At 76.4% G+C, this 23,038-nt stretch carries 22 protein-coding genes; 12 read left to right on the top strand and 10 right to left on the bottom strand.

The annotated features are described in order from the left end of the window. Positions 1-124: 124 nt before the first annotated feature. A complete protein-coding gene (locus ACI781_RS05925) occupies positions 125-880 on the bottom strand; it encodes an SDR family oxidoreductase (RefSeq protein ID WP_456565149.1) in 756 nt (251 codons plus the stop codon). An 81-nt stretch (positions 881-961) separates the two neighbouring features. Continuing rightward, complete coding sequence (locus ACI781_RS05930; RefSeq protein ID WP_456565150.1) at positions 962-1,627, bottom strand: mycothiol-dependent nitroreductase Rv2466c family protein; 666 nt, start codon at positions 1,625-1,627, stop codon at positions 962-964. Positions 1,628-1,781: 154 nt separating this feature from the next. On the opposite strand from ACI781_RS05930, the gene pepN reads away from it, so the two are divergent. Further along, positions 1,782-4,334, top strand: a complete 2,553-nt coding sequence (gene pepN / locus ACI781_RS05935; protein WP_456565151.1) for an aminopeptidase N — start codon at positions 1,782-1,784, stop codon at positions 4,332-4,334. Between the two features lie 172 nt (positions 4,335-4,506). Here the strand turns inward: pepN and ACI781_RS05940 are convergent, their stop codons facing one another. Beyond that, the gene (locus ACI781_RS05940) at positions 4,507-4,968 is read right to left on the bottom strand and encodes a DUF5130 family protein (protein WP_456565152.1); all 462 of its coding nucleotides are present in this window, start codon (positions 4,966-4,968) and stop codon (positions 4,507-4,509) included. 48 nt (positions 4,969-5,016) lie between these two features. Continuing rightward, entirely contained in the window at positions 5,017-5,349 is a 333-nt protein-coding gene (gene ctaJ, locus ACI781_RS05945; RefSeq protein WP_456565153.1) for an aa3-type cytochrome oxidase subunit CtaJ, read from the bottom strand. A 146-nt stretch (positions 5,350-5,495) separates the two neighbouring features. Between ctaJ and kynU the strand changes: the two genes are divergently transcribed. Then, the gene (kynU, locus tag ACI781_RS05950) at positions 5,496-6,746 is read left to right on the top strand and encodes a kynureninase (RefSeq protein WP_456565154.1); all 1,251 of its coding nucleotides are present in this window, start codon (positions 5,496-5,498) and stop codon (positions 6,744-6,746) included. 121 nt (positions 6,747-6,867) lie between these two features. Here kynU and ACI781_RS05955 read toward each other — a convergent pair whose 3' ends face one another. Together ACI781_RS05955 and ACI781_RS05960 are read right to left on the bottom strand one after the other, a co-directional pair. Further along, the gene (locus tag ACI781_RS05955) at positions 6,868-7,734 is read right to left on the bottom strand and encodes an SCO6745 family protein (protein WP_456565155.1); all 867 of its coding nucleotides are present in this window, start codon (positions 7,732-7,734) and stop codon (positions 6,868-6,870) included. Then, a complete protein-coding gene (locus tag ACI781_RS05960; protein ID WP_456565156.1) occupies positions 7,731-8,336 on the bottom strand; it encodes an HNH endonuclease in 606 nt (201 codons plus the stop codon). The genes ACI781_RS05955 and ACI781_RS05960 overlap by 4 nt, the downstream gene beginning before the upstream one ends. A gap of 158 nt (positions 8,337-8,494) precedes the next feature. On the opposite strand from ACI781_RS05960, the gene ACI781_RS05965 reads away from it, so the two are divergent. The 6 genes from ACI781_RS05965 to ACI781_RS05990 all read left to right on the top strand — a co-directional run bounded on the left by ACI781_RS05965 (position 8,495) and on the right by ACI781_RS05990 (position 16,858). Continuing rightward, on the top strand, positions 8,495-10,579 hold the full coding sequence (locus ACI781_RS05965; RefSeq protein WP_456565157.1) for a prolyl oligopeptidase family serine peptidase: 2,085 nt from the start codon (positions 8,495-8,497) through the stop codon (positions 10,577-10,579). 33 nt (positions 10,580-10,612) lie between these two features. Continuing rightward, positions 10,613-11,629 carry a mechanosensitive ion channel family protein gene (locus ACI781_RS05970; RefSeq protein WP_456565158.1) on the top strand — a complete coding sequence of 339 codons (1,017 nt, stop codon included), beginning with the start codon at positions 10,613-10,615 and terminating at the stop codon, positions 11,627-11,629. Between the two features lie 35 nt (positions 11,630-11,664). After that, positions 11,665-12,936 carry an MFS transporter gene (locus ACI781_RS05975; protein ID WP_456565159.1) on the top strand — a complete coding sequence of 424 codons (1,272 nt, stop codon included), beginning with the start codon at positions 11,665-11,667 and terminating at the stop codon, positions 12,934-12,936. A gap of 96 nt (positions 12,937-13,032) precedes the next feature. Beyond that, entirely contained in the window at positions 13,033-13,431 is a 399-nt protein-coding gene (locus ACI781_RS05980; protein ID WP_456565160.1) for a globin, read from the top strand. A 70-nt stretch (positions 13,432-13,501) separates the two neighbouring features. Next, positions 13,502-15,115, top strand: coding sequence for a glycoside hydrolase family 13 protein (locus ACI781_RS05985; RefSeq protein WP_456565161.1), 1,614 nt, complete (start codon positions 13,502-13,504; stop codon positions 15,113-15,115). Between the two features lie 201 nt (positions 15,116-15,316). Further along, on the top strand, positions 15,317-16,858 hold the full coding sequence (locus tag ACI781_RS05990; RefSeq protein WP_456565162.1) for an ATP-binding cassette domain-containing protein: 1,542 nt from the start codon (positions 15,317-15,319) through the stop codon (positions 16,856-16,858). Between the two features lie 156 nt (positions 16,859-17,014). Here the strand turns inward: ACI781_RS05990 and ACI781_RS05995 are convergent, their stop codons facing one another. Further along, positions 17,015-17,383, bottom strand: a complete 369-nt coding sequence (locus tag ACI781_RS05995; protein ID WP_456565163.1) for a hypothetical protein — start codon at positions 17,381-17,383, stop codon at positions 17,015-17,017. 562 nt (positions 17,384-17,945) lie between these two features. On the opposite strand from ACI781_RS05995, the gene ACI781_RS06000 reads away from it, so the two are divergent. From ACI781_RS06000 to ACI781_RS06015, 4 genes are read left to right on the top strand one after another with little or no spacing between them, the layout of a single operon-like run. Next, complete coding sequence (locus ACI781_RS06000) at positions 17,946-18,512, top strand: biotin transporter BioY (RefSeq protein ID WP_456565164.1); 567 nt, start codon at positions 17,946-17,948, stop codon at positions 18,510-18,512. A 2-nt stretch (positions 18,513-18,514) separates the two neighbouring features. Next, on the top strand, positions 18,515-19,249 hold the full coding sequence (locus ACI781_RS06005) for an energy-coupling factor ABC transporter ATP-binding protein (RefSeq protein ID WP_456565165.1): 735 nt from the start codon (positions 18,515-18,517) through the stop codon (positions 19,247-19,249). Further along, the gene (locus ACI781_RS06010) at positions 19,246-19,890 is read left to right on the top strand and encodes a CbiQ family ECF transporter T component (RefSeq protein ID WP_456565166.1); all 645 of its coding nucleotides are present in this window, start codon (positions 19,246-19,248) and stop codon (positions 19,888-19,890) included. Before ACI781_RS06005 ends, ACI781_RS06010 begins: the two co-directional genes overlap by 4 nt. Next, a complete protein-coding gene (locus ACI781_RS06015; protein ID WP_456565167.1) occupies positions 19,887-20,414 on the top strand; it encodes an MOSC domain-containing protein in 528 nt (175 codons plus the stop codon). Before ACI781_RS06010 ends, ACI781_RS06015 begins: the two co-directional genes overlap by 4 nt. A gap of 3 nt (positions 20,415-20,417) precedes the next feature. Here the strand turns inward: ACI781_RS06015 and ACI781_RS06020 are convergent, their stop codons facing one another. The 3 genes from ACI781_RS06020 to ACI781_RS06030 are packed head-to-tail and all read right to left on the bottom strand — an operon-like array spanning position 20,418 to position 23,020. Continuing rightward, complete coding sequence (locus ACI781_RS06020) at positions 20,418-21,569, bottom strand: thiolase family protein (RefSeq protein WP_456565168.1); 1,152 nt, start codon at positions 21,567-21,569, stop codon at positions 20,418-20,420. A gap of 7 nt (positions 21,570-21,576) precedes the next feature. Further along, a complete protein-coding gene (locus ACI781_RS06025; protein ID WP_456565169.1) occupies positions 21,577-22,569 on the bottom strand; it encodes an AMP-binding protein in 993 nt (330 codons plus the stop codon). A 37-nt stretch (positions 22,570-22,606) separates the two neighbouring features. Further along, the gene (locus tag ACI781_RS06030; protein ID WP_456565170.1) at positions 22,607-23,020 is read right to left on the bottom strand and encodes an acyl-CoA thioesterase; all 414 of its coding nucleotides are present in this window, start codon (positions 23,018-23,020) and stop codon (positions 22,607-22,609) included. Positions 23,021-23,038: the final 18 nt, after the last annotated feature.

The following is a 23,038-nucleotide window of genomic DNA, read 5'->3' on the forward strand; positions in this document are numbered from 1 at the left end:
CCCACCCCGCGGCCACCTGGCCGCGGGGCACGAGGGCGCGCGCCGGCCGTGACGCGAGCCCCGGCCGGAGAGCTGAGATCCCCCGTTCCTGAGGTACCGCGAAGCCGGGCACCCAGGCCAGGTCCTACGTCAGGCGGCGGACGACCGGCAGCGGCAGGACGCGCAGCAGACCGGCGACCGGACGCCACGGCCACTCCGGCACGTACGCCCGGGCCGGCTCCCGCTCGATCGCGGCGACCAGCGCGTCCACGCCGGTGTCCAGGTCGACGGTGAACGGGCCGCGCCGGCCGACGTTGAGATCGGTCTCGATGTAGCCGGGCAGCACCGTGGTCACGCGGATCCCGGTGCCGAGCAGGTCGGACCGGATCCCCTCGGCGAGCGCGTTGAGCGCGGCCTTGCTGGCGCCGTACGCCGTCCGCGTGCCGGGCATGCCGCGGACGGAGGCGACCGACGAGACGACGACCAGGTGCCCGTGGCCCTGCGCGCGGAAGAGCGCGACGGCGGCCTCGCACTGGGCGTGGGTGCCCAGCACGTTGGTGAACAGCGTGGCGCGGTTGGCCCACCCGGCACCGGTCCCGACCGAGGCGCCCTTGCCGATGCCGGCGTTGGCGACGAACCGGTCGATGCCGCCCAGCTCGCCGGCGAGCTTCGGCACGACCTCCTCGACGGCGCTGGCGTCGTCGACGTCCAGCTCGGCGGTGACCACCCGGACGCCCGGGTGGGCGGCGACCAGCTCGTCGCGCAGGGCGTCCAGCAGGTCGAGGCGGCGGGCGACGAGGGCGAGGTCACGGCCGCGGGCGGCGAACCGGCGGGCCATGCCCGCCCCGAGGCCGGAGCTGGCGCCGGTGATCAGGATGCGCTGACGGGTGGGGCTCGGCACGGGCCGAGGATGCCAAACGGCCTTCCCGCGCAGGCTGGCGGTCCTGCACGGGGCAGGACCGCCACCCCGCACGGGCACGCGTCACTCGAGGCCGCGCAGCTCCAGGGTGTCTGCCGGGACCGAGTCCATGTCGGGACCGGCGGTACGGGTGCGCTTGAGCTCCCAGAAGTCCGGCAGGTTGGCCAGCAGCACCGCGCCGTCGAAGGCCCTGCCGGCGTCCTCACCGGTGGGCACCTTGCTGATGACCGGGCCGAAGAACGCGACGCCGTCGATGTGCATGACGGGGGTGCCGACGTCGTCGCCGACCGGGTCCATGCCGGCGTGGTGGCTCTTCTCCAGCTCCTCGTCGTAGTCGGTGGAGGTGGCGGCCTCGGCCAGCGAGGCGGGCAGGCCGACCCGCTCCAGCGCGGGGACGATCAGCTCGTCGAGCTCCACGCCCTCGTGGTGGCGCAGCGTGCCCATGGCCGTGTAGAGGTCGCCGAGCACCTCGTCGCCGTGCTGCTGCGCCGCGGCGATCGCGACCCGGACCGGTCCGATCGCCTTCGTCATCATCTCGCGGTACTGCTCGGGCAGGTCCCGCCCGCGGTTGAGCACCGCCAGCGACATGACGTGCCAGTGCAGGTCGATGTCGCGCACCTTGGCGGCCTCCAGCACCCAGCGGCTGGTCAGCCACGCCCACGGGCACAACGGGTCGAACCAGAAGTCGACCCGGGCCTTCACCGGCGCGCTCTGCACTGCCTCGGTCATCCGTCGTGCTCCTCGTGTGCGTCTGTCTGGACGTCGCCCGGCGCGCGGTGCACCGGGCCCTGACGGCTCCCAAGTCGGGGTCCGGGCGGGTTGTTCCCGACCGCGGCCCTCCGACGCACGGCGGTCCGTCGTCGCCCCGTGGGAAGCTCCCCGGGTGGCCGTACCCAACCTGACCCGCGACGACGCCGCCGCCCGCGCCCGCCTCCTGGCCGTGCAGGGCTACGACCTGTTCCTCGACCTGACCGACGGCTCCGGGCGCCCGGGCACGTCGACGTTCCGGTCGACGACGACGGTCGAGTTCACCTGCCGCGAGCCGGGCGCGAGCACCTTCATCGACCTGATCGCCGAGACCGTCGTCTCGGCGACGCTCAACGGCGCGGCGCTCGACGTGGGCACCTACACCGAGGAGGGCGGGCTCCCGCTGCCCGACCTGGCCGAGCACAACACCCTCGAGGTCGTCGCCGACTGCCGGTACTCGAACTCCGGCGAGGGCCTGCACCGCTTCGAGGACCCGGAGGACGGTCAGGTCTACCTGTACACACAGTTCGAGCCGGCCGACGCCAAGCGGATGTTCGCCTGCTTCGACCAGCCCGACCTCAAGGGCACCCACACCGTGCACGTGGTCGCGCCGTTCGACTGGCAGGTCGTCTCCAACACCGGTGGGCGCACGATCGAGGCCGGCCCCGGCGGGTCCCAACTGGTGCACTTCGAGCCCACCAAGCGGCTGTCGACCTACCTGGTCGCGTTGATCGCCGGCCCGTACGCGCGCGTCACCGACGAGCACGACGGCATCCCGCTGGGCCTGTACTGCCGGGCGTCGCTGGCCAAGTACCTCGACCCGGACGAGCTGTTCGCCGTCACCAAGCAGGGCTTCGACTTCTACCACCGGGTGTTCGACTACCCGTACCCGTTCGACAAGTACGACCAGCTGTTCGTGCCGGAGTTCAACGCCGGCGCGATGGAGAACGCCGGCGCGGTCACGTTCCTGGAGGACTACGTCTTCCGGTCCAAGACCAGCCGGGCCCGCTACGAGCGCCGCGCGGAGACGATCCTGCACGAGCTGGCGCACATGTGGTTCGGCGACCTGGTGACCATGCGCTGGTGGGACGACCTGTGGCTCAACGAGTCCTTCGCCACCTACATCAGCACCCTGTGCCAGGCCGAGGCGACCGAGTACACGACCGCCTGGACGACGTTCGCCAACACCGAGAAGGCGTGGGCGTACGCGCAGGACCAGCTGCCCTCCACCCACCCGATCGCCGCCGACATGGTCGACGTCGCCGCGGTCGAGGTGAACTTCGACGGCATCACCTACGCCAAGGGCGCCTCGGTGCTCAAGCAGCTGGTCGCCTACGTCGGCCGCGACGAGTTCCTCGCCGGCATCCGCCGCTACTTCCGCACCCACGAGTACGGCAACACCACGCTGGCCGACCTCCTGGACCCGCTGTCGGAGGCCACCGGCCGCGACCTGTCGGCGTGGGCGGAGCAGTGGCTGCAGACCAGCCAGGTCAACACCCTGCGCCCGGTGTACGAGCTGACCGACGACGGCCGCTACGCCTCGTTCGCCATTGAGCAGACCGCGGTGCCCGAGCACCCGCACCTGCGGCGGCACCGGCTGGCCGTGGGGCTGTACGACAACGGGCCCGACGGGCTGACCCGCACCACGCGGGTGGAGCTGGACGTCGACGGCGCGCGCACCGAGGTGCCCGACCTGGTGGGCCACCCGGCCGCCGCCCTCGTCCTGGTCAACGACGACGACCTCACCTACGCGAAGCTGCGGCTGGACGACCGGTCGCTGGCGACGCTGCGGACGTCGATCGGCACGCTGTCCGACCCGCTCGCCCGCGCGCTGTGCTGGTCGGCGGCCTGGGACATGACCCGCGACGCCGAGCTGCCCGCCCGCGACTGGGTGCAGCTCGTGCTGGCCGGCATCGACGCCGAGACCGAGACCAGCGTCGTCCAGTCACTGCTGGCCCGCGTCCAGTCGGCGCTGACCTCCTACGCCGACCCGCGCTGGGCCGACGTGGGCTGGCGCGCGCTGGCCGACAAGTCGCTGGCCGCGCTGGAGTCCGCCGCCCCGGGCAGCGACGAGCAGCTGCAGTGGTCGCGCGCCTTCGCGGCGGCGGCCCGCACCGAGGAGCACGCCGCCGTCCTGCGCGGGCTGCTCGACGGCACGCGGGCGGTCGAGGGCCTGGCCGTCGACGCCGACGCGCGGTGGGCGTTCCTCAACGGGCTGGTCGCCATCGGCGCGGCCGGGGACGCCGAGATCGACGCCGAGGCCGAGCGGGACGCCACCGCGACCGGCGTGCGCCGTGCCGCGACGGCGCGGGCGCTGCGGCCGACCGCGGAGTCCAAGGAGGAGACCTGGCGCCGGGCCTTCACCGACGCCAGCGTCCCCAACGCCGTGCACGAGGCGATGCTCGCCGGGTTCTGGCACCCGGCCCAGCGGGAGCTGACCGCCGGGTACGTCGAGCGGTACTTCACCGACATCCGGCCGCTGTGGGAGAGCCGCCCGGGCGAGATCGCCAAGAACGCGGTGCAGTACCTGTTCCCGCCGGTCGTCGAGCCGCGGACGGTGCAGGCCGCCGACGCCTGGCTGGCCGAGGCCGACCACCCGGCCCCGCTGCGCCGGCTCGTGGCCGAGGGCCGCGACGGCATCGCCCGCGCGTTGCGGGCCCGCGAGCGGGACGCCGCCGAGACGGAGTGACGACGTGGTCCCGCCGGGAGCCCGCCGCCGAGGTGGCGGGTCCCCGGCGGGGTCGCCCGCCGCCCGGGACGCCCGCCGCCCGGGTGGCACGCCCCCGCCCACCACGCCGCGAGGCCCAGGACCGGGACGGTCCTGGGCCTCGCGAGCAGGCGCCCCCTGGTGGGGGCCTCCCTCAGTGGGTGTGCAGGCCCCGCGGGTGCCCGGCCTGGTCCGACATCTGGCGCAGGCCGTTGACGATGCCGCCCACCAGGTCGCCGGAGGCGAAGGAGTTCGTCATCGACAGGACGGCGAGGGCGCAGGCGCGGTCGGGCAGCCGGCGCGCCGCGGCGGCGCCGGTGACGACCTCGACGACGCGCTGACCCGGCGAGATCGCCAGCAGGACGGCGTCGGCCGGGTCGCCGCCGGAGGTCGCGTGCATCTCCTCGGCGCGGGCGCGGGTGCGGGCGCCCAGGTCACCGAGGTAGAGGGTGAACCGCAGGCCGGTCTCGCGAGAGGACATGGTCAGCGCCTCGTCCAGCCGGGAGAGCTCCGGCAGCGTGAACGGGCCCTGCTGGCCGTCGGCCTCGTCGGTGCGCGCCGGGTCCGTGACGTGGGTGGCCGTGTCGTGCGACGTGGCCTCGAGTGAGCGGGTCATCGCCGGCCTCCGGGGACGATCGGGGTGGGGGTGGTCATGGCGCGGTGCTCACCAGGTCCCGCGGGCGCCGCCGCGCGGGCCGGTGACGACCGGCGCGGGGCGGGCCGACGCCGCCGAGGCGCCGTGGGCGGAGGCGCCGTGGCCGTCGCCGTGCGGCTCCTGGTAGACCGAGGAACCGATCGCCTTCGGGCCGTCGTCGTGGCCACCGGCCGCCGACCCGTGCGGGTGCGGCTCCCACCAGACCGGGGCGTACTCCCACGCCTGGCCCGGCTTGTACCGGACCTTCCGCACCCGACCCGGGACCAGGGTCAGGAGCGCGAACAGGAGGACGATCGCCAGCGGGATCACCGCGAAGATCAGGATGGTCTCGACGACGCTCACGCCTGACAACCTACCGGCACCCGGTGCCGGATCCGCCGTCGTGTCCTCCCCCGGCGGGGCGCCGGTGCGCCGCCGCTCCCGGGCCCGCGGCGAGCCGGTCCCGCGCCGGGGTGGCGGGGGCGCCGGCGGGGCGTAGACAGGACGTCGTGGACCTCTCCCGCTCCGCCGCCGAGGCGCTCGACGCGGCCGATCCGCTCGCCGCCGCCCGCGACCGGTTCGTGATCGCCGACGACCTGCTCTACCTGGACGGCAACTCCCTGGGCCGGCTGCCCCGGGAGACCCCGGCCGCGCTGGCCCGGGTCGTCGAGGAGCAGTGGGGCCGGGGCCTGGTCGGCTCCTGGTCGTCGTGGATCGGGCGGGCCACCGAGATCGGCGACCTGCTGGCCACCGGCGTCCTGGGCGCCCGGCCGGGCGAGGTGCTGGTGAGCGACTCGACGTCGGTCGACCTCTACAAGCTGCTGTCCGCCGGCGCCGACGCCCGCCCCGGCCGCGACGTCCTGGTCTGCTGCGCCGACGACTTCCCCACCGACCGCTACGTCGTCGCGGGCGTCGCGGCGGCCCGCGGCATGCAGGTGCGCGAGATCCCCGCCGACGTCGACGAGGGGCTCGACCCGGCGGTGCTCGCCGCGGCGCTGGACGAGCGGGTCGCCGTCGTCGTCCTCTCGGCGGTGGCCTACCGCTCCGGGGCGCTGCCCGACCTCGCCGCGGTGACCCGCCTGGTGCACGACGCCGGCGCGCTGGTGCTGTGGGACCTGTCGCACGCCGCCGGCGCGGTGCCGGTCGAGCTCGAGGCGATCGGCGCCGACCTGGCCGTGGGCTGCACCTACAAGTACCTCAACGGCGGTCCGGGCGCGCCCGCGTTCCTCTACGTCCGGCGCGAGCTGCAGGACGGCCTGCGCCAGCCGATTTGGGGCTGGTTCGGCCAGCGCGACCAGTTCGCGATGGGCGAGACCTACGACCCCGCGCCCGGCATCGAGCGCTTCGGCGTCGGGACGCCGCCCGTGCTGGCGATGGCCGGGGTCGAGGTCGGCGCCCGGCTGGTCGCCGAGGCGGGCATCGAGGCGCTCGCGGCGAAGGGGCGGGCGCTCACCGGCCTGCTGGTGGCGCTGGCCGACGCGTGGCTGGCGCCGCACGGGGTGGCGCTGGCCTCCCCGCGGGACCCGGCGCGGCGCGGGTCGCACGTCAGCCTCGCGCACCCGCAGGCCTGGCAGCTGACGCAGGCGCTGGTGGACCGCGGCGTCGTCCCCGACTTCCGGACGCCGGACCGCGTGCGGCTGGGGCCGGCGCCGCTGTACACCCGGTTCGCCGACATCTGGGACGCCATGGACCGCTTCCGCGAGGTGCTGGCCACCGGCGCGCACGAGGCGTACCCGACCGAGCGCTCCCGCGTCACCTGAGGCATGGGAGGCCATCCCTCGGGCTCCGCCGCGCCGACGTGGGGATCGCTTCCCATGCCTGGGCCGGTGGGGGTCAGGGGCGGCGGGGGTCAGGGGCGGCGGGGGTCAGGGGCGGCGGGGGTCAGGGCTGGTCGGGGTCGGGGGCGCCGATCGGGTTGCCGGCCGGCCAGTCCCCCGCGGCGACGACGGCGCGGCGGACCGGGGCCAGCAGCGCCGCCAGCCGGTCGCAGCCGGGGTCGCCGAGCGCCTGCCACGGGCGCACCGCCAGCCGGTCGGTGTCCGCCTCGATCGCGGCGACCTTCGCCAGGCCCTCCGCGGTGAGCTGCCCGGCGTCGAGCCAGCCGCGGTCGGCGAGCCCGGCGGTCGCGGCGTCCCACTCCGCCTCGGACCACCCCCGCGCCCGCAGCAGCCACTCCCGGTCGGTGCGGCCGGCCGCGACGGCGAGGACGTGGGCGGCCAGCCCGTCGATCCCCCGCTGCACGAGCGCGACGACGTGCCCGTCCCCGCGGTGCTCGCGCAGCGTGGTGAGCGCCTGCCACAGGGCCAGGTGCGGCCGGTCGGGCACCGGCAGCCCGGCGTTGGCGGCGGCGAGCGGCCGTCCGGTGGTGTCGACGGCGGCCGCGGCCTCCCCCGCGAGCGCGGCGGCCTCCGCGGCCGCGGGCGAGTGCGCCCACTCCCCCAGCACCCGCCCGACCGCGGCGTCGACCCCGGCCAACCGGGCGGACAGCGCCCCGGCCGGCGACACCGCGTCCCACACGCCCGGCACCCACCGCCGCACGAACGACGGCGCGAAGCCGGCGAAGGTCGCCGTCACCACCTCCGGCCCGACCGCGCCCAGGGGCGCGGCGCGCATCGCGAAGTAGCCCGCCCAGGAGCCGCGCAGCCCGGCGTCCTGGGCGACCTCCCGCGCCTCCGGCGCGAAGTAGGACAGCGCGTGGAACGGCTCGCCGAGCGCCCACAGCCGCCGCGCGGTCCCTGGTGACGTCAAGCGCTCACGCTCTCGGGGATGCCCAGCCACTCGCGCCAGCGCGGGTCGACGGTGCGGTGCCCGAGCAGCCGCCAGGCCGCCCCGCTCGGGGTGGCCGGCGGGTGCGGCAGCTTCCACCCGAGCTCGGCCAGCGACCTGTCGGCCTTGGTGTGGTTGCACCGCCGGCAGGCGGCGACCACGTTGTCCCAGGTGTGGGTGCCCCCGCGGCTGCGCGGCACGACGTGGTCGATGCTCGTCGCCGAGCCGCCGCAGTACACGCACGTCTGCCCGTCGCGGGTGAAGACCGCACGCCGCGACAGCGGCACCGAGGCGGGATAGGGGACGCGCACGTAGCGGGTCAGCCGCACGACGACCGGGACCGGCAGGCTCACCGACTCGGCGTGCACGACGTCGGCCGCGGAGTCCAGCGAGACCGCCTTGTCCGCCAGCACGAGCACGATGGCCCGCCGGCTGGAGACGACGCACAGCGGCTCGAAGGTGGCGTTGAGCAGCAGGGTGGCCGCGGTCGTGCCGCGGGCGGGGACAGGAGCGAGTGGCAGGGGTGTGGGGTCGCGCCGCGGGCCCGGCTGGCCCGTGGACGACCCGGATCCGACACGCGGCACGGGGCACCTCCAGCGCCCCGGGACGTGCCGCTGGGTGCTGCGCGACCCACGGGCACGCCCATCATGGCCCCGGACGGGGCTCCGGCGCTCGTGAGCTCCGCGTCCGGGGGTGGGATCGGTCACCACCAGGAGCAGCCGAGAGGCATACCGTGCACCAGGTGCGCTATCCCGAGGCCCCCCGGCTCGACCTGATCGAGGACCTGCACGGCACCCCCGTCGCGGACCCCTACCGCTGGCTGGAGGACGCCGCGGACCCGCGGACCCGCGCGTGGACCGCGGCCCAGGACGCCCTGACCGCGGAGCAGCTGGCCGCCCTGCCGCTGCGCCCGGCCTTCGCCGCGCGGCTCGAGCAGCTGGTGCACGCCGGCGCCGTCGGCGTCCCGGTGCACCGGGCGGGGCGCGCGTTCTCCACCCGCCGCGACCCCGGGCAGGAGCACGCCGTCCTCCGGGTCCGCGAGCCCGACGGCTCGGTCCGCGTCCTGGTCGACCCGATGGCGGTCGACCCGGCGGGCACCACCACGCTCGACGCCTGGTCGCCGTCCTGGGAGGGGGACCGGCTGGCCTACCAGCTGTCCACCGGCGGCGACGAGGAGTCGCGGCTGTACGTGCTCGACGTGACCACCGGCGAGCAGCTGGACGGGCCGGTCGACCGCTGCCGCTACTCCCCCGTCGCCTGGCTGCCCGGCGGCGAGGAGCTGTTCTACGTCCGCCGGCTCGCCCCGGACGCCGTGCCGGCCGGCGAGGAGCAGTTCCACCGCCGGGTCTGGCGCCACCGGGTGGGCGCCGACCCGGACACCGACGTCCTGGTGCACGGCGACGGGCTGGACCCCACGAACTACTACGGCGTGCGCACGAGCCGCGACGGCCGCTGGCTCACCGTCTCCGCCTCGGCCGGCACCGCCCCGCGCGACGACGTGTGGCTGGCCGACCTGGCCGCCGGTGGCGACCTCCGGGAGCTGCAGGTCGGCGTCGACGCGCAGACCTCCGCCTGGGTCGCCCGCGACGGCCGGCTGTGGCTGCACAGCGACCGCGACGCCCCGCGGTCGCGGCTGGCCGTCGCCGACCCCGAGGACCCCGCGACCTGGGACGTGACCGCCTGGCGCGACGTCGTCCCGGAGTCCCCGGACGGCGTCCTGTCCGACGTCGCCCTGGTCGACGGGCCCGACGGCGGGCTGCAGGTGCTCGCCGTCCACTCGGTCGACGCCACCGACCGGCTGTCGGTCTGGGCCGCCGACGGCGGCGGGCAGCTCGCGCAGGTCACCGCGCTGCCGCCGGGCAGCGTCTCCGGGGTCACCTCCCCGCCGGAGGGCGGCACCGCCGCGTGGGTGGGCTTCACCGACCACTCGACGCCGCCCTCGGTGCTGCGCTGGGACGCCGCCGACCCGACCGCGCTGACCGACGCCGAGCGCGCCCCGGTCGCCGGCGACGTCCCCGAGGTCACCGTCCTGGAGACCCACGCGACGAGCGCGGACGGCACCCCGGTGCACCTGTTCGTCCTGTCGGGCACCGGCCGGCCCGACACGCCGCGGCCGACCGTCCTCTACGGCTACGGCGGCTTCAACGTCTCGCTGACCCCCGGCTACTCGGCGCAGGCGCTGTCCTGGGTCGCCGCGGGCGGGGTGTGGGTGGTGGCCAACCTGCGCGGCGGCTCCGAGCACGGCGAGGAGTGGCACCGCGCCGGGATGCGCGAGCGCAAGCAGAACGTGTTCGACGACTTCGCCGCCGCCGGCGAGCACCTGGTCGCCCAGGGGTGGACGACGCACGGGCAGCTGGCCGTCATGGGCGGCTCCAACGGCGGGCTGCTGGTCGGCGCCACGCTGACCCAGCGGCCCGACCTCGCCGCCGCCGTCGTCTGCAGCGCCCCGCTGCTGGACATGGTCCGCTACGAGCGGTTCGGGCTGGGCCGCACCTGGAACGACGAGTACGGCACCGCCGAGGACCCCGTCGAGCTGGGCTGGCTGCTCGGCTACTCGCCGTACCACAACGTGCGGGAGGGACCGGCCTACCCGGCGGTCCTGTTCACGACGTTCGAGAGCGACACCCGCGTGGACCCGCTGCACGCGCGCAAGCTCGCCGCCGCCCTCCAGCACGCCACCACCGGCGACGGCCCGGTGCTGCTGCGGCGCGAGGTGTCGGTCGGCCACGGCGCCCGCGCGGTGAGCCGCACGGTCGGGCTGGCCGCCGACCAGCTGGCCTTCCTCGCCGCGCACACCGGACTCGCCGGGGCTGCAACGGCGGGCTGACGTTCGCGCGCTCGCCTGCCAGTATTCACCGTGATGGACGGTTCACTGTCCGTGGTCGCTGCCGTCGACGGCGGCCCCACGGAGATCCCGGAGTGCGTCGCGGACGCGGGCTCGCTGTGCGCCCGCGTCTACGACCTGTTCGGCCTCGACTGGCTCGCCGCGAACGCGGACGGGCTGATCGGCACACCGCTGCGGATCGCGCTGGTCGTGGTGGTCGCCGTGGTCGTGCGGCTGCTGCTGCACCGGGCGTTCCGCCGGCTCACCGCGCGCACCGCCACCGGGACGATGCCGACGATCCTGCGGCCCTGGCGGGCCCGCGCCCGCGCCGCGGACCCCGACGGGCTGGAGACGATCGCCGAGCGCCGCACCCAGCGGGCGGCGGCCATCGGCTCGGTGCTGCGCAGCTTCTCCTCGTTCGTGGTCCTCGGCATCGCCGTCGTCCTGGTGCTCGGCGAGCTCGGCGTCAACCTGGCGCCGATCATCGCCAGCGCCGGCGTGCTCGGGGTCGCGCTCGGGTTCGGCGCGCAGAACCTGGTCAAGGACTTCATCGCCGGCATCGGGATCATCCTGGAGGACCAGTACGGCGTCGGCGACGTCGTCGACCTCGGCGAGGCCACCGGGACCGTCGAGGCCGTGGGGCTGCGGATCACCCGGCTGCGCGACGCCCACGGCGTGGTCTGGTACGTCCGCAACGGCGAGGTGCTGCGGGTGGGCAACAAGAGCCAGGGCTTCGCCCAGGTCGTCATCGACATGCCCGTGGCCCACGACACCGACCTCGACGCCTGCCGGGCCGTCATGCAGGAGGTCGCCGACGCGATGTACGCCGAGCCCGAGTGGGCCGGGGTCCTCCTCGCCGAGCCCGAGTCGCTGGGCGTCGAGCAGATCACCGCCCAGGGCGTCGTCATGCGCGTGCAGGTCCGGAGCGCGAACGCCGACCAGTGGCGGGTGGCCCGCGAACTGCGGCTGCGGCTGTCCGAGCGGTTCGCGACCGAGGGCATCCGCACGCCGATCCCGGTGCTCGGCGCGACCGCGCCCGGCGGCCCCCGGTGACCCGGGCACCCACCACCACCCGGCGGGAGGCACCCGTGGGCGAGACCGCCCGGCAGGCCACCTTCGGCGAGGTCTTCGCCGTGCCCGAGTTCCGGCCGCTGTTCGGCAGCCACCTGCTCTCCACCATCGGCGACCAGCTGGCCCGCGTGGCGCTGACCGTGCTGGTCTACCAGCGCACCGACTCCCCGCTGCTGTCGGCGATCACCTTCGCGATCAGCTACCTGCCGTGGCTGGTCGGCGGCCCGGTGCTGGCCACCCTCGCCGACCGGCTGCCCCGGCACCGCGTGCTCATCGCCAGCGACGTCGCCCGGGGGCTGCTGGTGGCCGGGATGGCGGTCCCCGGGACCCCGCTGCCGGTCCTGCTGGTCCTGCTGCTGCTCGTCTCGCTGTTCGCGCCGCCGTTCGAGTCGGCCCGCTCCGCGCTGATGGCCGACGTCCTCAGCGGCGACCGGTACGCCGTCGCCACCTCGCTGACCAACGTCAGCGCGCAGGTGTCGCAGGTGATCGGGTTCGCCGCCGGCGGCACGCTGATCGCCGCGCTGGACCCGTCCTGGGTGCTGCTGCTGGACGCCGCCACGTTCGCCGTCTCCGCGGTGTGGCTCCGCGCCCGGCTGCACCCGCGCCCCGCCCCGGCGGCCCCCACCGGCCGCGGCGTCTCCGTCTGGCGGGACACCGCCGAGGGGCTGCGGCTCATCCGGCGCAGCCCCCGCCTGCTGACCATGGTCGCGCTGGTCTGGGTCGGTGTGATGTTCGCCAACGCCGCGGAGGGCATCGCCGCCCCGCTGGTCGACGAGCTCGGCGGTGGCGCGACCGCCGTCGGGCTGCTGCTGGCGGCCAACCCCCTGGGCGTCACCGTGGGTGGGCTCGTGCTCGTCCGGTCCGTCGCGCCCGCCCGCCGCGACCGCCTGGTGCCCGCGCTGGTGCTGCTCTCGCTGGCGCCGATCCTGCTCGCCGGCCTGGTCGCCCTGTGGGCACCGCCCGGGCCGGCGACCTCCGGCGTCGTCCTGGCCTGCATGTTCGTCGCCGGCATCGGGGCCGCCTGGACGATCCCGCTGAACGTCTCGTTCGTGCAGGCGGTGCCCAGCGCCTACCGCGGCCGCGCCATCGGGGTGGCCGTCAGCGGCCTGTACGGCGTCCAGGGGCTGGGCGCGCTGGGCGCCGGGCTCGCCGCCGAGCGCCTGCCGCCCAGCGGCGTCGTCGCCCTCGTCGGTGGCCTCGGGGTGCTCGCGGTCCTGCCCCCGCTGCTCGCCTGGACCCGGCTGCGCGACGGCGACGTGGCGGCGGGCACCGGTCCTGCGGGACGATGAGGGTGCGACCGCGCCGCGCGGCCGCACCGGAGCACCGGAACACCTGAGCACCGCACCGTCGGACACGACGCCGACGAGCGCCAGCGAGGAGGCGTCGTGAGCGAGCCCGGCCGCACCCTGCCCTCGGCACGGGCCTTCTACGACGAGGTGGGCGGCGCGCCCACCTTCTCCCGCCTCGTGGCCCGGTTCTACGCGGGTGTCCGCACCGACCCGGTCCTGGCGCCGCTGTACCCGCCGGACGACTGGGAGGGCGCCGAGACGCGCCTGCGCATGTTCCTGGAGCAGTACTGGGGCGGACCCACCACGTACTCCCAGCAGCGGGGCCACCCGCGGCTGCGGATGCGGCACGCCCCCTTCGCCATCGGACCGGCCGAGCGCGACGCGTGGCTGGCCCACATGCGCGACGCGGTCGACTCCCTCGGGCTCCCGCCCGAGCAGGACGCCACCCTCTGGGGCTACCTGGAGATGGCGGCCCGGAGCATGCAGAACCGCTGACGCCCCGCCCTTCCCCACCGCTCGCGAGCCGACGCGGGCGGCCTCCGGCGGAACACCCCCGAGGAGTCCTGTGACCTCCCTGCCCGCGCGTCCGTTCCGCACGGCCGGCCCCGACTGGTGGCGCGACGCCGTCTTCTACCAGGTCTACATCCGCAGCTTCGCCGACGGGAACGGCGACGGCGTCGGCGACCTCGCCGGCATCCGGGCGCGGCTGCCGCACCTGGTCGACCTCGGCGTCGACGCCCTGTGGATCACGCCGTTCTACCCCTCGCCGATGCACGACCACGGCTACGACGTCGCCGACCCGCGCGACGTCGAGCCGGTGTTCGGCGACCTGGCCGAGTTCGACGCCCTGCTCGCCGAGGCGCACGCCGCCGGGATCCGGGTGACCGTCGACCTGGTGCCCAACCACAGCTCGCACGCCCACGAGTGGTTCGCGGCGGCGCTCGCGGCCGACCCGGGCTCCCCCGAGCGCGCCCGGTACCTCTTCCGCGACGGCCGCGGGCCCGGCGGCGCCGAGCCGCCGAACAACTGGCCCTCGGTGTTCGGCGGCCCGGCCTGGACGCGGGTGCCGGCGTCGGGGGACCGGCCCGCCCAGTGGTACCTGCACCTGTTCGCCCCCGAGCAGCCCGACCTGGACTTCACCAACCCCGAGGTCCTGGCCGACCTCGAGGAGACGATGCGGTTCTGGCTCGACCGGGGCGTCGACGGCTTCCGCATCGACGTGGCGCACGGCATGGCCAAGCCCGACGGGCTGCCGGACATGGTGCCGATGGAGGACACCGGCCTGCTGGCCGACCACGGGCCCGGCGACCACCGCTTCGACCACGACGACGTGCACGAGGTCCACCGCCGCATCCGGCGGGTGCTCGACGGCTATCCCGACCGGATGGCCGTCGGCGAGGTGTGGGTCTCCGACGACGACCGGCTCGCCCAGTACCTGCGCCCCGACGAGCTGCAGCTGGCGTTCAACTTCAAGCTGCTGACCGCCGAGTGGGACGCCGACGCGCTGCGGACCGCGATCGAGCACTCGCTGGCCACCGTCGCGGGCACCCCGGCGCCGGCGTGCTGGGTGCTCTCCAACCACGACCGCCCGCGCCACGTCACTCGTTACAGCGACGGTAACGACGTCGCCCTCGGCACCCGGCGGGCACGGGCCGCGGCCCTCCTGCAGCTCGGGCTGCCCGGCGTCGCCTACCTCTACAACGGCGACGAGCTCGGCATGCCCGACGTCGACCTGCCCGACGAGGCGCTGCAGGACCCCATCTGGGAGCGCTCCGGCCACACCGAGCGCGGCCGCGACGCCTGCCGGATCCCGGTCCCGTGGTCGGGCACCGAGCCCTCCTACGGCTTCTCCACGCGGCCGGACACCTGGCTGCCGATGCCCGAGGGCTGGGGTCCGCTGACCGCGCAGGCGCAGGTCGCCGACGCCGGTTCGATGCTGTCGCTGTACCGGCGTGCGCTCGCCCTGCGGGCCGGTTCCCCGGCGCTGCGCGGGGACGGGCTGGAGTGGCTCCCGGCGCCCGCGGGCTGCCTGGCGTTCCGCCGTCCCGGCGGGCTGGTGTGCCTGGTGAACCTCTCCCCCGCGGCCGTGCCGCTGCCCGAGGGGGCGGTCCTGCTGGCCAGCGACGACGTCTCCGGCGGCAGCGTCGCCCCGGACACCGCGGTGTGGCTGAGCGCCTGACCCCCGCGTGCAGAACCGCGGTCCCGCCCCGGGGCAGAACCGCGCTCCTGCACGCGGGGGCGGCCCGCGGCGACGCGCCGTCGGGGAGCGGGGATCGCCGCCACGGATAGAATCCGAGGCGTTCCGAGGCGTCACGGGAGACGCCTCCACCACGGTCGACCGGCCCCTGGCCGGGGCCTGTCCCGGGGAGGCCGCCCACCCATGACGCTGCTGCAGGTCGAGGGCCTGACGAGGTCCTTCGGGGCACGCCGCGTCCTGCGCGACGTCACCTTCGCCATCGGCGAGGGCGAGATCGTCGGGCTGGTGGGTGCCAACGGCGCGGGCAAGTCGACGCTCGGCGACATCATCGCGGGCATCACCGCGCCCGACTCGGGCCTGATGTCGCTACAGGGCTCTGCCTACGCACCGCTGTCGGTCGAGGACGCGCGGCACCTGGGCGTCGGCGTGGTGGAGCAGCTCATCCGGATCGACCCGGCGCTCACCGTCGCCCAGGCCGTCTTCCGGGGCACCCCGAGCGCCGGCCGGCCGCAGGCCGAGCTCCGCCGGCAGGCGCAGGTGCTGCTGTCGGAGGTGACGCTCGACATCAGCCCCGACACCCTCGTCGGGGAGCTGCCGCACTTCGTCTACGGGCTCGTGGAGATCGCCCGCATGCTGGCCGAGGACACCCGGCTGGTCGTGCTCGACGAGGTCTCCGCCGCCCTGCTGCCCGCCGAGGTCACCGGGCTGCACGCCGTCGCCGACCGGCTCCGCCGGCAGGGTCGCGGCGTCCTCTACATCAGCCACCGGCTGCCCGAGATGCTCGAGGTCGTCGACCGCGTGCTGGTCCTGCGGGAGGGCCGCATCGCCCTGGACGCGCCGAGCTCGGAGCTGGACCCGGTGCGCCTGGCCGCCGCGACCATCGAGGGCGCCGCACCGGTCCCCGCCCCGCGCGCCGAGCCCGCCGCCCCCCGCCCCGTGGCCGCCGCGCCCGCGGCCGAGGAGGCACCGCTGCGGCCGCCACCGGCCGACGACGGCGAGGTGGTGCTGCAGATCCGCAACCTGCGGGTCCCGGGCCACGTGGACGGCGTCGACCTGGACCTGCGCCGCGGGGAGATCATCGGCCTGACCGGGCACCGCTCCTCCGGCGTCCGCGAGCTCGTGGGCGCCCTGTCCGGGGAGCTGCCGGCGATCACCGACGAGGTGGTGCTGCACGGCGAGCCGCGGAGCACCCGGCCCGCGGAGCAGGCCCCGGTCCTCCAGCTGCCGGCCTACAGCCCCGACGAGGACGCCTACGGGGTGGACCCGGGAGAGACCATCGCCCGCACGCTCACCGACGAGCCGTGGGGCGCCCTCACCGACCTGCGCACCGAGATCGCGCAGCTGCGGGGCGTCATCCGCACCGTGCACAGCCTGGACGTGAAGACCCTCAGCATCCGCACGGTCTTCGGCGCGCTGTCCGGCGGCGACCAGCACAAGCTCGCGCTGGCCCGGTGGATGGCGTCGGCGGAGGACGTCGTCGTGGTGCACGAGCCGACGCGGGGCCTGGACGTCCGCGCCCGCCAGCAGGTGCGGCAGCTGCTGGCCGAGGCGACCGCGCACGGCACCTCGGTGGTCGTCGTGTCGGTCGACCCGGACGAGCTCGCCGACTGCTGCGACCGCGTCGGGATCGTCTCCGGCGGTCGGGTGACCCGCTGGATCGACGCGGCGCACCTCGCCGCCGACGTCGTCCGCGACGCCGTGCTGGAGGCCGCCGCGGCCGCCTGAACCCGGCGGCACGGACGCGGCGGCACAGACCGGGCGGCACGGCTCCCGCCCGGGTCACCCCGCCCCGGCCGGGACCGGCACCGGCGTCCCGCGTCGGGACCGGTGCCGGGTCGCGCGGCGCCGCCCGCCCCCCGGCCGGGCGGCGCCGCGAGGACCTCAGACGGCCACGGAGCCCGCGATGGCGCGCAGCTTGTGGCGGGCCAGGGCCAGGTTGGCGGTGACCCGGTTGAGCACGAGGTAGATGAACAGGCCGGCGTTGCCCTGGCCCTTGAGCACGTTGATCAGGTGGTACTGCCCGGCCAGCGTGATGAGGATGTCCTCGACCTCGTCCTTGAGCTCGAGGTCGGAGATGGTGCGCAGCTTGGCGCGCACCACGTTGGAGTTGCCGGCGGCCGCGACGTTCAGGTCGAAGCCGGGGGTGCCGCCGGCCGCGAGGGCCATGCCGCTGTCGATGTCGACGATGGCGGCGCCGCTGGCGCCCTCGATCGAGAGCAGTTCGGCGATGACGTTGTCGAGCTGTGCCACGGGTGGTGCTCCTGTCGTTTCCAGGGACGGACGCAGCGGGGCGCTGCGTTCCGGGTCGGGGGGCGACCCGGGTCGGCCGGACGAGCCGGACGTCTGTGGGGGTGCGGCGGGCGCGGCGGGCGACACGTCGGCCGGGGCCGCGTGCCGGGCCGTCTGGGGGGCCGGCGGGGAGGCCGGCTCGGCGACGGCGGGCGGGGCCGGCTCCCGGGGCACGGGGAGCGGGGCGCCGGGTGCCTGCCGCACCTCGGCCTGCGCCTGCTCCCCCACCCGCCGCTCCGGTGTCATGTCGTGCGCTGCCGGGCGTCCCCGCCCCCACAGCGACGCCCACCACCCGGTTGCCATGCCTGTTTCCCGCCTTCGCCGAGAGGCTCCGGTGACCAGACAACACGACGCCCCACGACCCCGGCAAACCGGGATCGCATCTCCCCAGGTGACGGCGCCGTGACCGTCGGCGACCCCCTCGACCGGCGCCGCCGCGGGGCCGAGGGAGGCGCTCGGGTACCTTGCCCGGTGGCCCGGCGGGGTGCCGGCCGCCCCCGACCGGAGCACCGAGGAGCCGCACGTGAAGAGCCGGGACCTGGCCTACATCGCCCTCTTCGCCGCCCTCACCGCGGTCCTCGGGCTGCTGCCGGCCGTGCCCGTCCCGGGGCTGCCCGTGCCGATCACCGCGCAGACGCTGGGCGTCATGCTCGCCGGCTCGGTGCTGGGCGCGCGCCGCGGCGGGCTGGCGCTGCTGACCTTCCTGGTCGTCGTCGCCGCCGGGGTGCCGCTGCTGGCCGGCGGCCGCGGCGGCCTGGGCGTGTTCGTCGGCCCGTCGGCCGGCTACCTGTACAGCTGGCCGATCGCCGCGTTCGTGATCGGCCTGCTCACCCAGCTCACCTGGCGGCGGTTCAACCTGGCCTGGGCGATGGTCGCCAACCTCGTCGGCGGCGTGGCGGTCATCTACGCGCTGGGCATCCCCTTCACCGCCCTCTACGGGGACGTCTCGCTGGGTGCGGCGGCCACGGGCGCGCTGTCGTTCGTCCCCGGCGACCTGGTCAAGGCCGGCATCGCCTCGGTCGTCGCCGTCGCCGTGCACAAGGCCTACCCGGTCATCGAGCTGCCCCGCCGGCGGCCCGCGGCGGGCTGACCGTGCGCTGGGGACGGCGCGCCGCCGCGCGGGTCGGCGCGGCCGCGGACCTCCCCCGGACGGCGATCGAGCTCGACGCCGTCTCCCACGACTACGGCGAGCGCGCCGTCCTGCGCGACGTCACGCTCACCCTCGCCGAGCACCGGGTCGGCGTCGTCGGCGCGAACGGCTCGGGCAAGAGCACCTTCGCCCGGCTGCTCAACGGCCTCGTCGTGCCCACCGCGGGAACGGTCCGGGTCGACGGCCTGGACACCCGCACGCAGCTGCGGGAGGTGCGCCGGCGGGTCGGGTTCGTCTTCCAGGACCCCGACGCCCAGATCGTGCACCCCACCGTGGCCGAGGACGCCGGCTTCGGGTTGACCAACCTCGGCGTCGAGCCCGCGGAGCGGGACCGGCGGGTCGCCGAGGTGCTGGCCCGGTACGGCCTGGCCGGCCACCGCGACCACCCGGCACACCTGCTCAGCGGCGGGCAGAAGCAGCTGCTGGCGATCGCCGGGGTGCTGGTGATGGAGCCGCGGCGGGTGGTCTTCGACGAGCCGACGACGCTGCTGGACCTGGCCAACACCCGCCGGGTCGCGCGGGTGGTCGAGGAGCTGGAGCAGGACGTCGTCGTGGTCACCCACCACCTGGACCTGCTGGCCGGCTTCGACCGGGTGCTGGTCTTCGCCGACGGCCGCGTCGCCGCCGACGGGGCGCCGGCCGAGACCCTCCGCTGGTACGTGGACCGCATGTCGTGACCCTGTCGCTGTACGTGCCGGTGGCCAGCCCGGTGCACCGCGCGCCGGCCGGCCTCAAGCTGGCGGCGCTCGCGGCGCTCGCCGTGGCGCTGTTCCTGGCCGACCGGCTCGCGGTGGTGGCCGGCGTGCTGGGCGCGGTGCTGCTGCTCGGGCTGGCGCTCGCCCGGTTGCCGTGGCGGGCCCTGCTCGCGCAGGTGCGGCCGGTCTGGCCGTGGTTGGCGGTGCTGCTGGCCTTCCACCTGCTGGTCACCGACTGGCGTACCGGGACGCTCGTGGTGCTGCGCCTGCTGACGCTGGTGCTGGCCGCCGCCGTGGTCACCGCGACGACGCGGGTGACCGAGCTGGTCGCCGTCGTGACGTGGCTGGCCCGTCCGCTGGCGGTGGTCGGGGTGCGGCCGGCCCGGGTCGGGCTGGTGGTGGCGATGACGCTGCGGTTCGTCCCGCTGATCGCCGAGCGCGCCCGGGGTGTCCGGGAGGCTCAGGCGGCGCGGGGGGCGACGGGCGCGAGCTGGAGCGTGGTGCTGCCGCTGATGATCCAGGTGCTGCGGCTGGCGACGACGCTCGGCGAGGCGCTCGACGCCCGGGGCGCCGACGACCCGGTGTCGCCGTCCCGCCGCCGCACGGCAGCATCGACCCCGTGAGCGGCACCCTGCTGGAGATCTGGTCCACCCCGGCCGCGGCGGAGCCGATGCGCCTCCTGCCGGCCGGGCGGCTGGTCGCCGGCGCCGGCCTGGAGGGCGACCGGTACGCCCTCGGCGGCGGCACGTGGGCCCGCTACCCCGACCTGGAGAAGCAGCTCACGCTGATCGACGCCGACGACGTCGCCGCGGTGGCCGCCGAGACCGGTGTGGCGCTCACCCCCGGCGACACCCGCCGGAACCTGGTCACCCGCGGGCTCGCGCTGCCGGAGCTGGTCGGCCGCTGGTTCGCCGTCGGCGACGCCCTGCTGTTCGGCATGAAGCGCTGCCCGCCGTGCACGCACCTGGAGCGGCTGACCGGCGGGAAGCTGGTCAAGGCCATGGCCCGCCGCGGCGGGGTCAACGCGGCGGTGTTCGCCGGCGCGCCGATCGCGCCGGGCGCCGTCGTCCGCCCGGTGTCCGAGGAGGAGGCCGCCGAGCGTGGCGCCCCGACCGGGGCGGGGCGGCCGGAGCCCCGGCGGGTCTGAGGCTCAGCAGGCCTCGACGACCACCGCGACGCCCTGCCCGCCGCCGACGGCGATCGCCGCCAGCCCGGTGCGGCCGGTTCCCCCGCGCAGCAGCTGGGCGAACAGCCGCACCACCAGCACCGCCCCCGACGCGCCCCACGGGTGACCCAGCGCCAGCGCGCCGCCCTCCCGGCAGACCCGCTCCGGGTCCAGGTCGAGCTCGGCGCAGCAGGCCAGCACCTGGCCGGCGAAGGCCTCGTTGAACTCGACGACGTCGACGTCGTCCAGCGCCAGCCCGGCGCGGTCCAGCGCCTGCCGGGCGGCCGGGACGATGCCCAGACCGGGCCGCTGGGGGTCCACCCCGGCGGTGGCGGTGGCCAGCACCCGCAGCCCGGGGACGGCGAGCCGGCGGTGCGTGGCCGCGTCGACGAGGGTGACGACGGCGGCGCCGTCGTTGACGCCGCAGGAGTTGCCGACCGTGACCGTGCCGCCGGGCACGAACGCCGGGCGCAACCTTGCCAGCCGCTGCTCGCCGAGCCCGTCCCGCGGCCGCTCGTCGCGGTCCAGGCCGCCCACCGGCACCAGCTCGGCGGCGAAGCCGCCGGCCCGCTGGGTGGCGACGGCCCGGGCGTGCGAGCGCGCGGCGTAGGCGTCCTGGGCCTCGCGCGTGATGCCGTGCTCCCGGGCGACCAGCTCCGCGGCCGGGCCCATGTCCGGGTCGCCGAGCGCCGCCGGGGCGAACGGCGCCCGGGTGTAGCGCACCGGGGGCTCGTCGCCGCGCGGCGGCCACATCCGCCAGGGCGCGGTCGACGCGGACTCGACGCCGCCGGCGAGCACCGCGCCGGTCTCCGCGCGCAGCTGGGCGGCGGCCAGGACGATCGCGGCGAGGCCGCTGCCGCACTGCCGGTCCACGGTCAGCCCGGGCACGGTCACGGGCAGCCCGGCCTGCAGGGCGGCGACCCGGGCGACGTCGCCGCCGGGGCCCGTGCAGTTGCCGAGGACGACCTCCCGCACCGGGACGCCGCCGGGCACCGTGCCCGGGGCGGCGCCGGCGGTCAGGTCGGCGAGCACGGCGGCCGCGAGGTCGGCCGCCGTGCAGCCGGCGAGGGCGTGGCCGGCGGTCCCGATCGGGGTCCGCCGGGCGGCCACCACGACCGGCGCGCCGTCCGCCGTCACCGCCGCGTCACCGCGCCGGGACCAGGCGACCGGCGGCCGCGGACTCGGCGAGGGCGCCGCGGTCGACCTTGCCCGCGGCCGTGAGCGGCAGCCGGTCCGCGGTGAACCAGCGGCGGGGCCGCTGGGCCGCGGACAGCTCGGCGCGCGCCGCCGCCAGGGCCTGCGGCAGGACGGTGGGGTCGGTGAGCACGGCGGCGACCAGGGCGCCCAGCCGCGGGTGCGGCACGCCGACGACGACCACGTCGCCGGCCCCGGCCCGGCGCAGCACCGCCTCGACGTCGCCGGCGAGGACGGTCGCCCCGCCGGTGACGACGGCGTCGCCGCCCCGGCCGGTCACGGTGAGGACGCCGCCGTCGAGCCGGCCGCGGTCCCCGACGGTGGCGGCGCCGTCCGCGACGACGGCGAAGGGCCCCTCCCCGTGCAGGTAGCCGCGGGACAGGAACGCCGAGCGGGCCCAGATGCGGCCCTCGCGGACGTCGACGTCGACGCCGGGGAAGGGCCGCAGGTCGTCCTCGTCGGTGCCCCACGCGACGAAGGAGAGCTCGGCGGCGCCGTAATAGTGGGCGGTGGTCGCGCCGGCGGCGCGGGCGCGCGCGGCGAGGGCGGCGGTCAGCCGGTCGCCGGCGACGACGACGGTCCGCCCGCGCAGGTCGGTGCCGGCCTGCAGCGCGGCGGTGAGCGCGGCCGGGGTGAGGTGCAGGTGCGTGGCCTCCTCCGGCGCGGCGACCAGCGCGGCTCCGACGCTGCGCGCGTGCACGGCGGCGAAGAGGTTCATCGTGGCCGACAGGGGGCCGGGGACGCAGACCCGTGACGCCGCGTCGATGCCGGCCAGCGCCGAGACCGCCGGGAAGGAGTCGGCCCAGGAGGCCGCGGTGCGGACGACGACGCGGGGGCGGTCGGTCGTGCCGGAGGTGCGCAGGGCCAGCAGGCCGCCGCGGTCGCAGGCGTCGAGGACGGCGGCGACGGGGTCGGCGGCCGCGGCGACGTCCGTCGGGAGCACGGCTGGGAGGGTACGTGCCGCCCGGACCCCGGGCGGCTCAGCCGGCCGGCTCGTCGGCCCAGCGGGCCAGGTACTCCTTCTCCTCGGCCGTGATGCGGCGCGGCCGGGCGATGGTGAAGTCGTAGGGCACCAGCAGGGTGCTGCCGGTGACGGCGAGCGTGTCGCCGTCGTAGATCTCGTAGTGGCAGGTGAACGCGGCCGCGCGGACGTCGGACACCCACAGCTGCACGTCCAGCGGGCGGGCGCTGTAGACGACGGGGCGCCGGTAGCGGATCTCGTGGGACGCGACGACCGTCCCCTGGCGCATCCCGGTGTGCTCCTCCAGCGACGCGCGCTCGAAGAACAGGTCGACGCGCGCCATCTCGAAGTACTGCAGGAAGACGACGTTGTTGACGTGCCCGTAGGCGTCCATGTCCGACCAGCGCATGGGGACCTGCACGGTGTGCCTCACGCCGCTCACCCTGCCCTA

The sequence above is a fragment of the Blastococcus sp. SYSU D00695 genome (genome assembly GCF_054050555.1).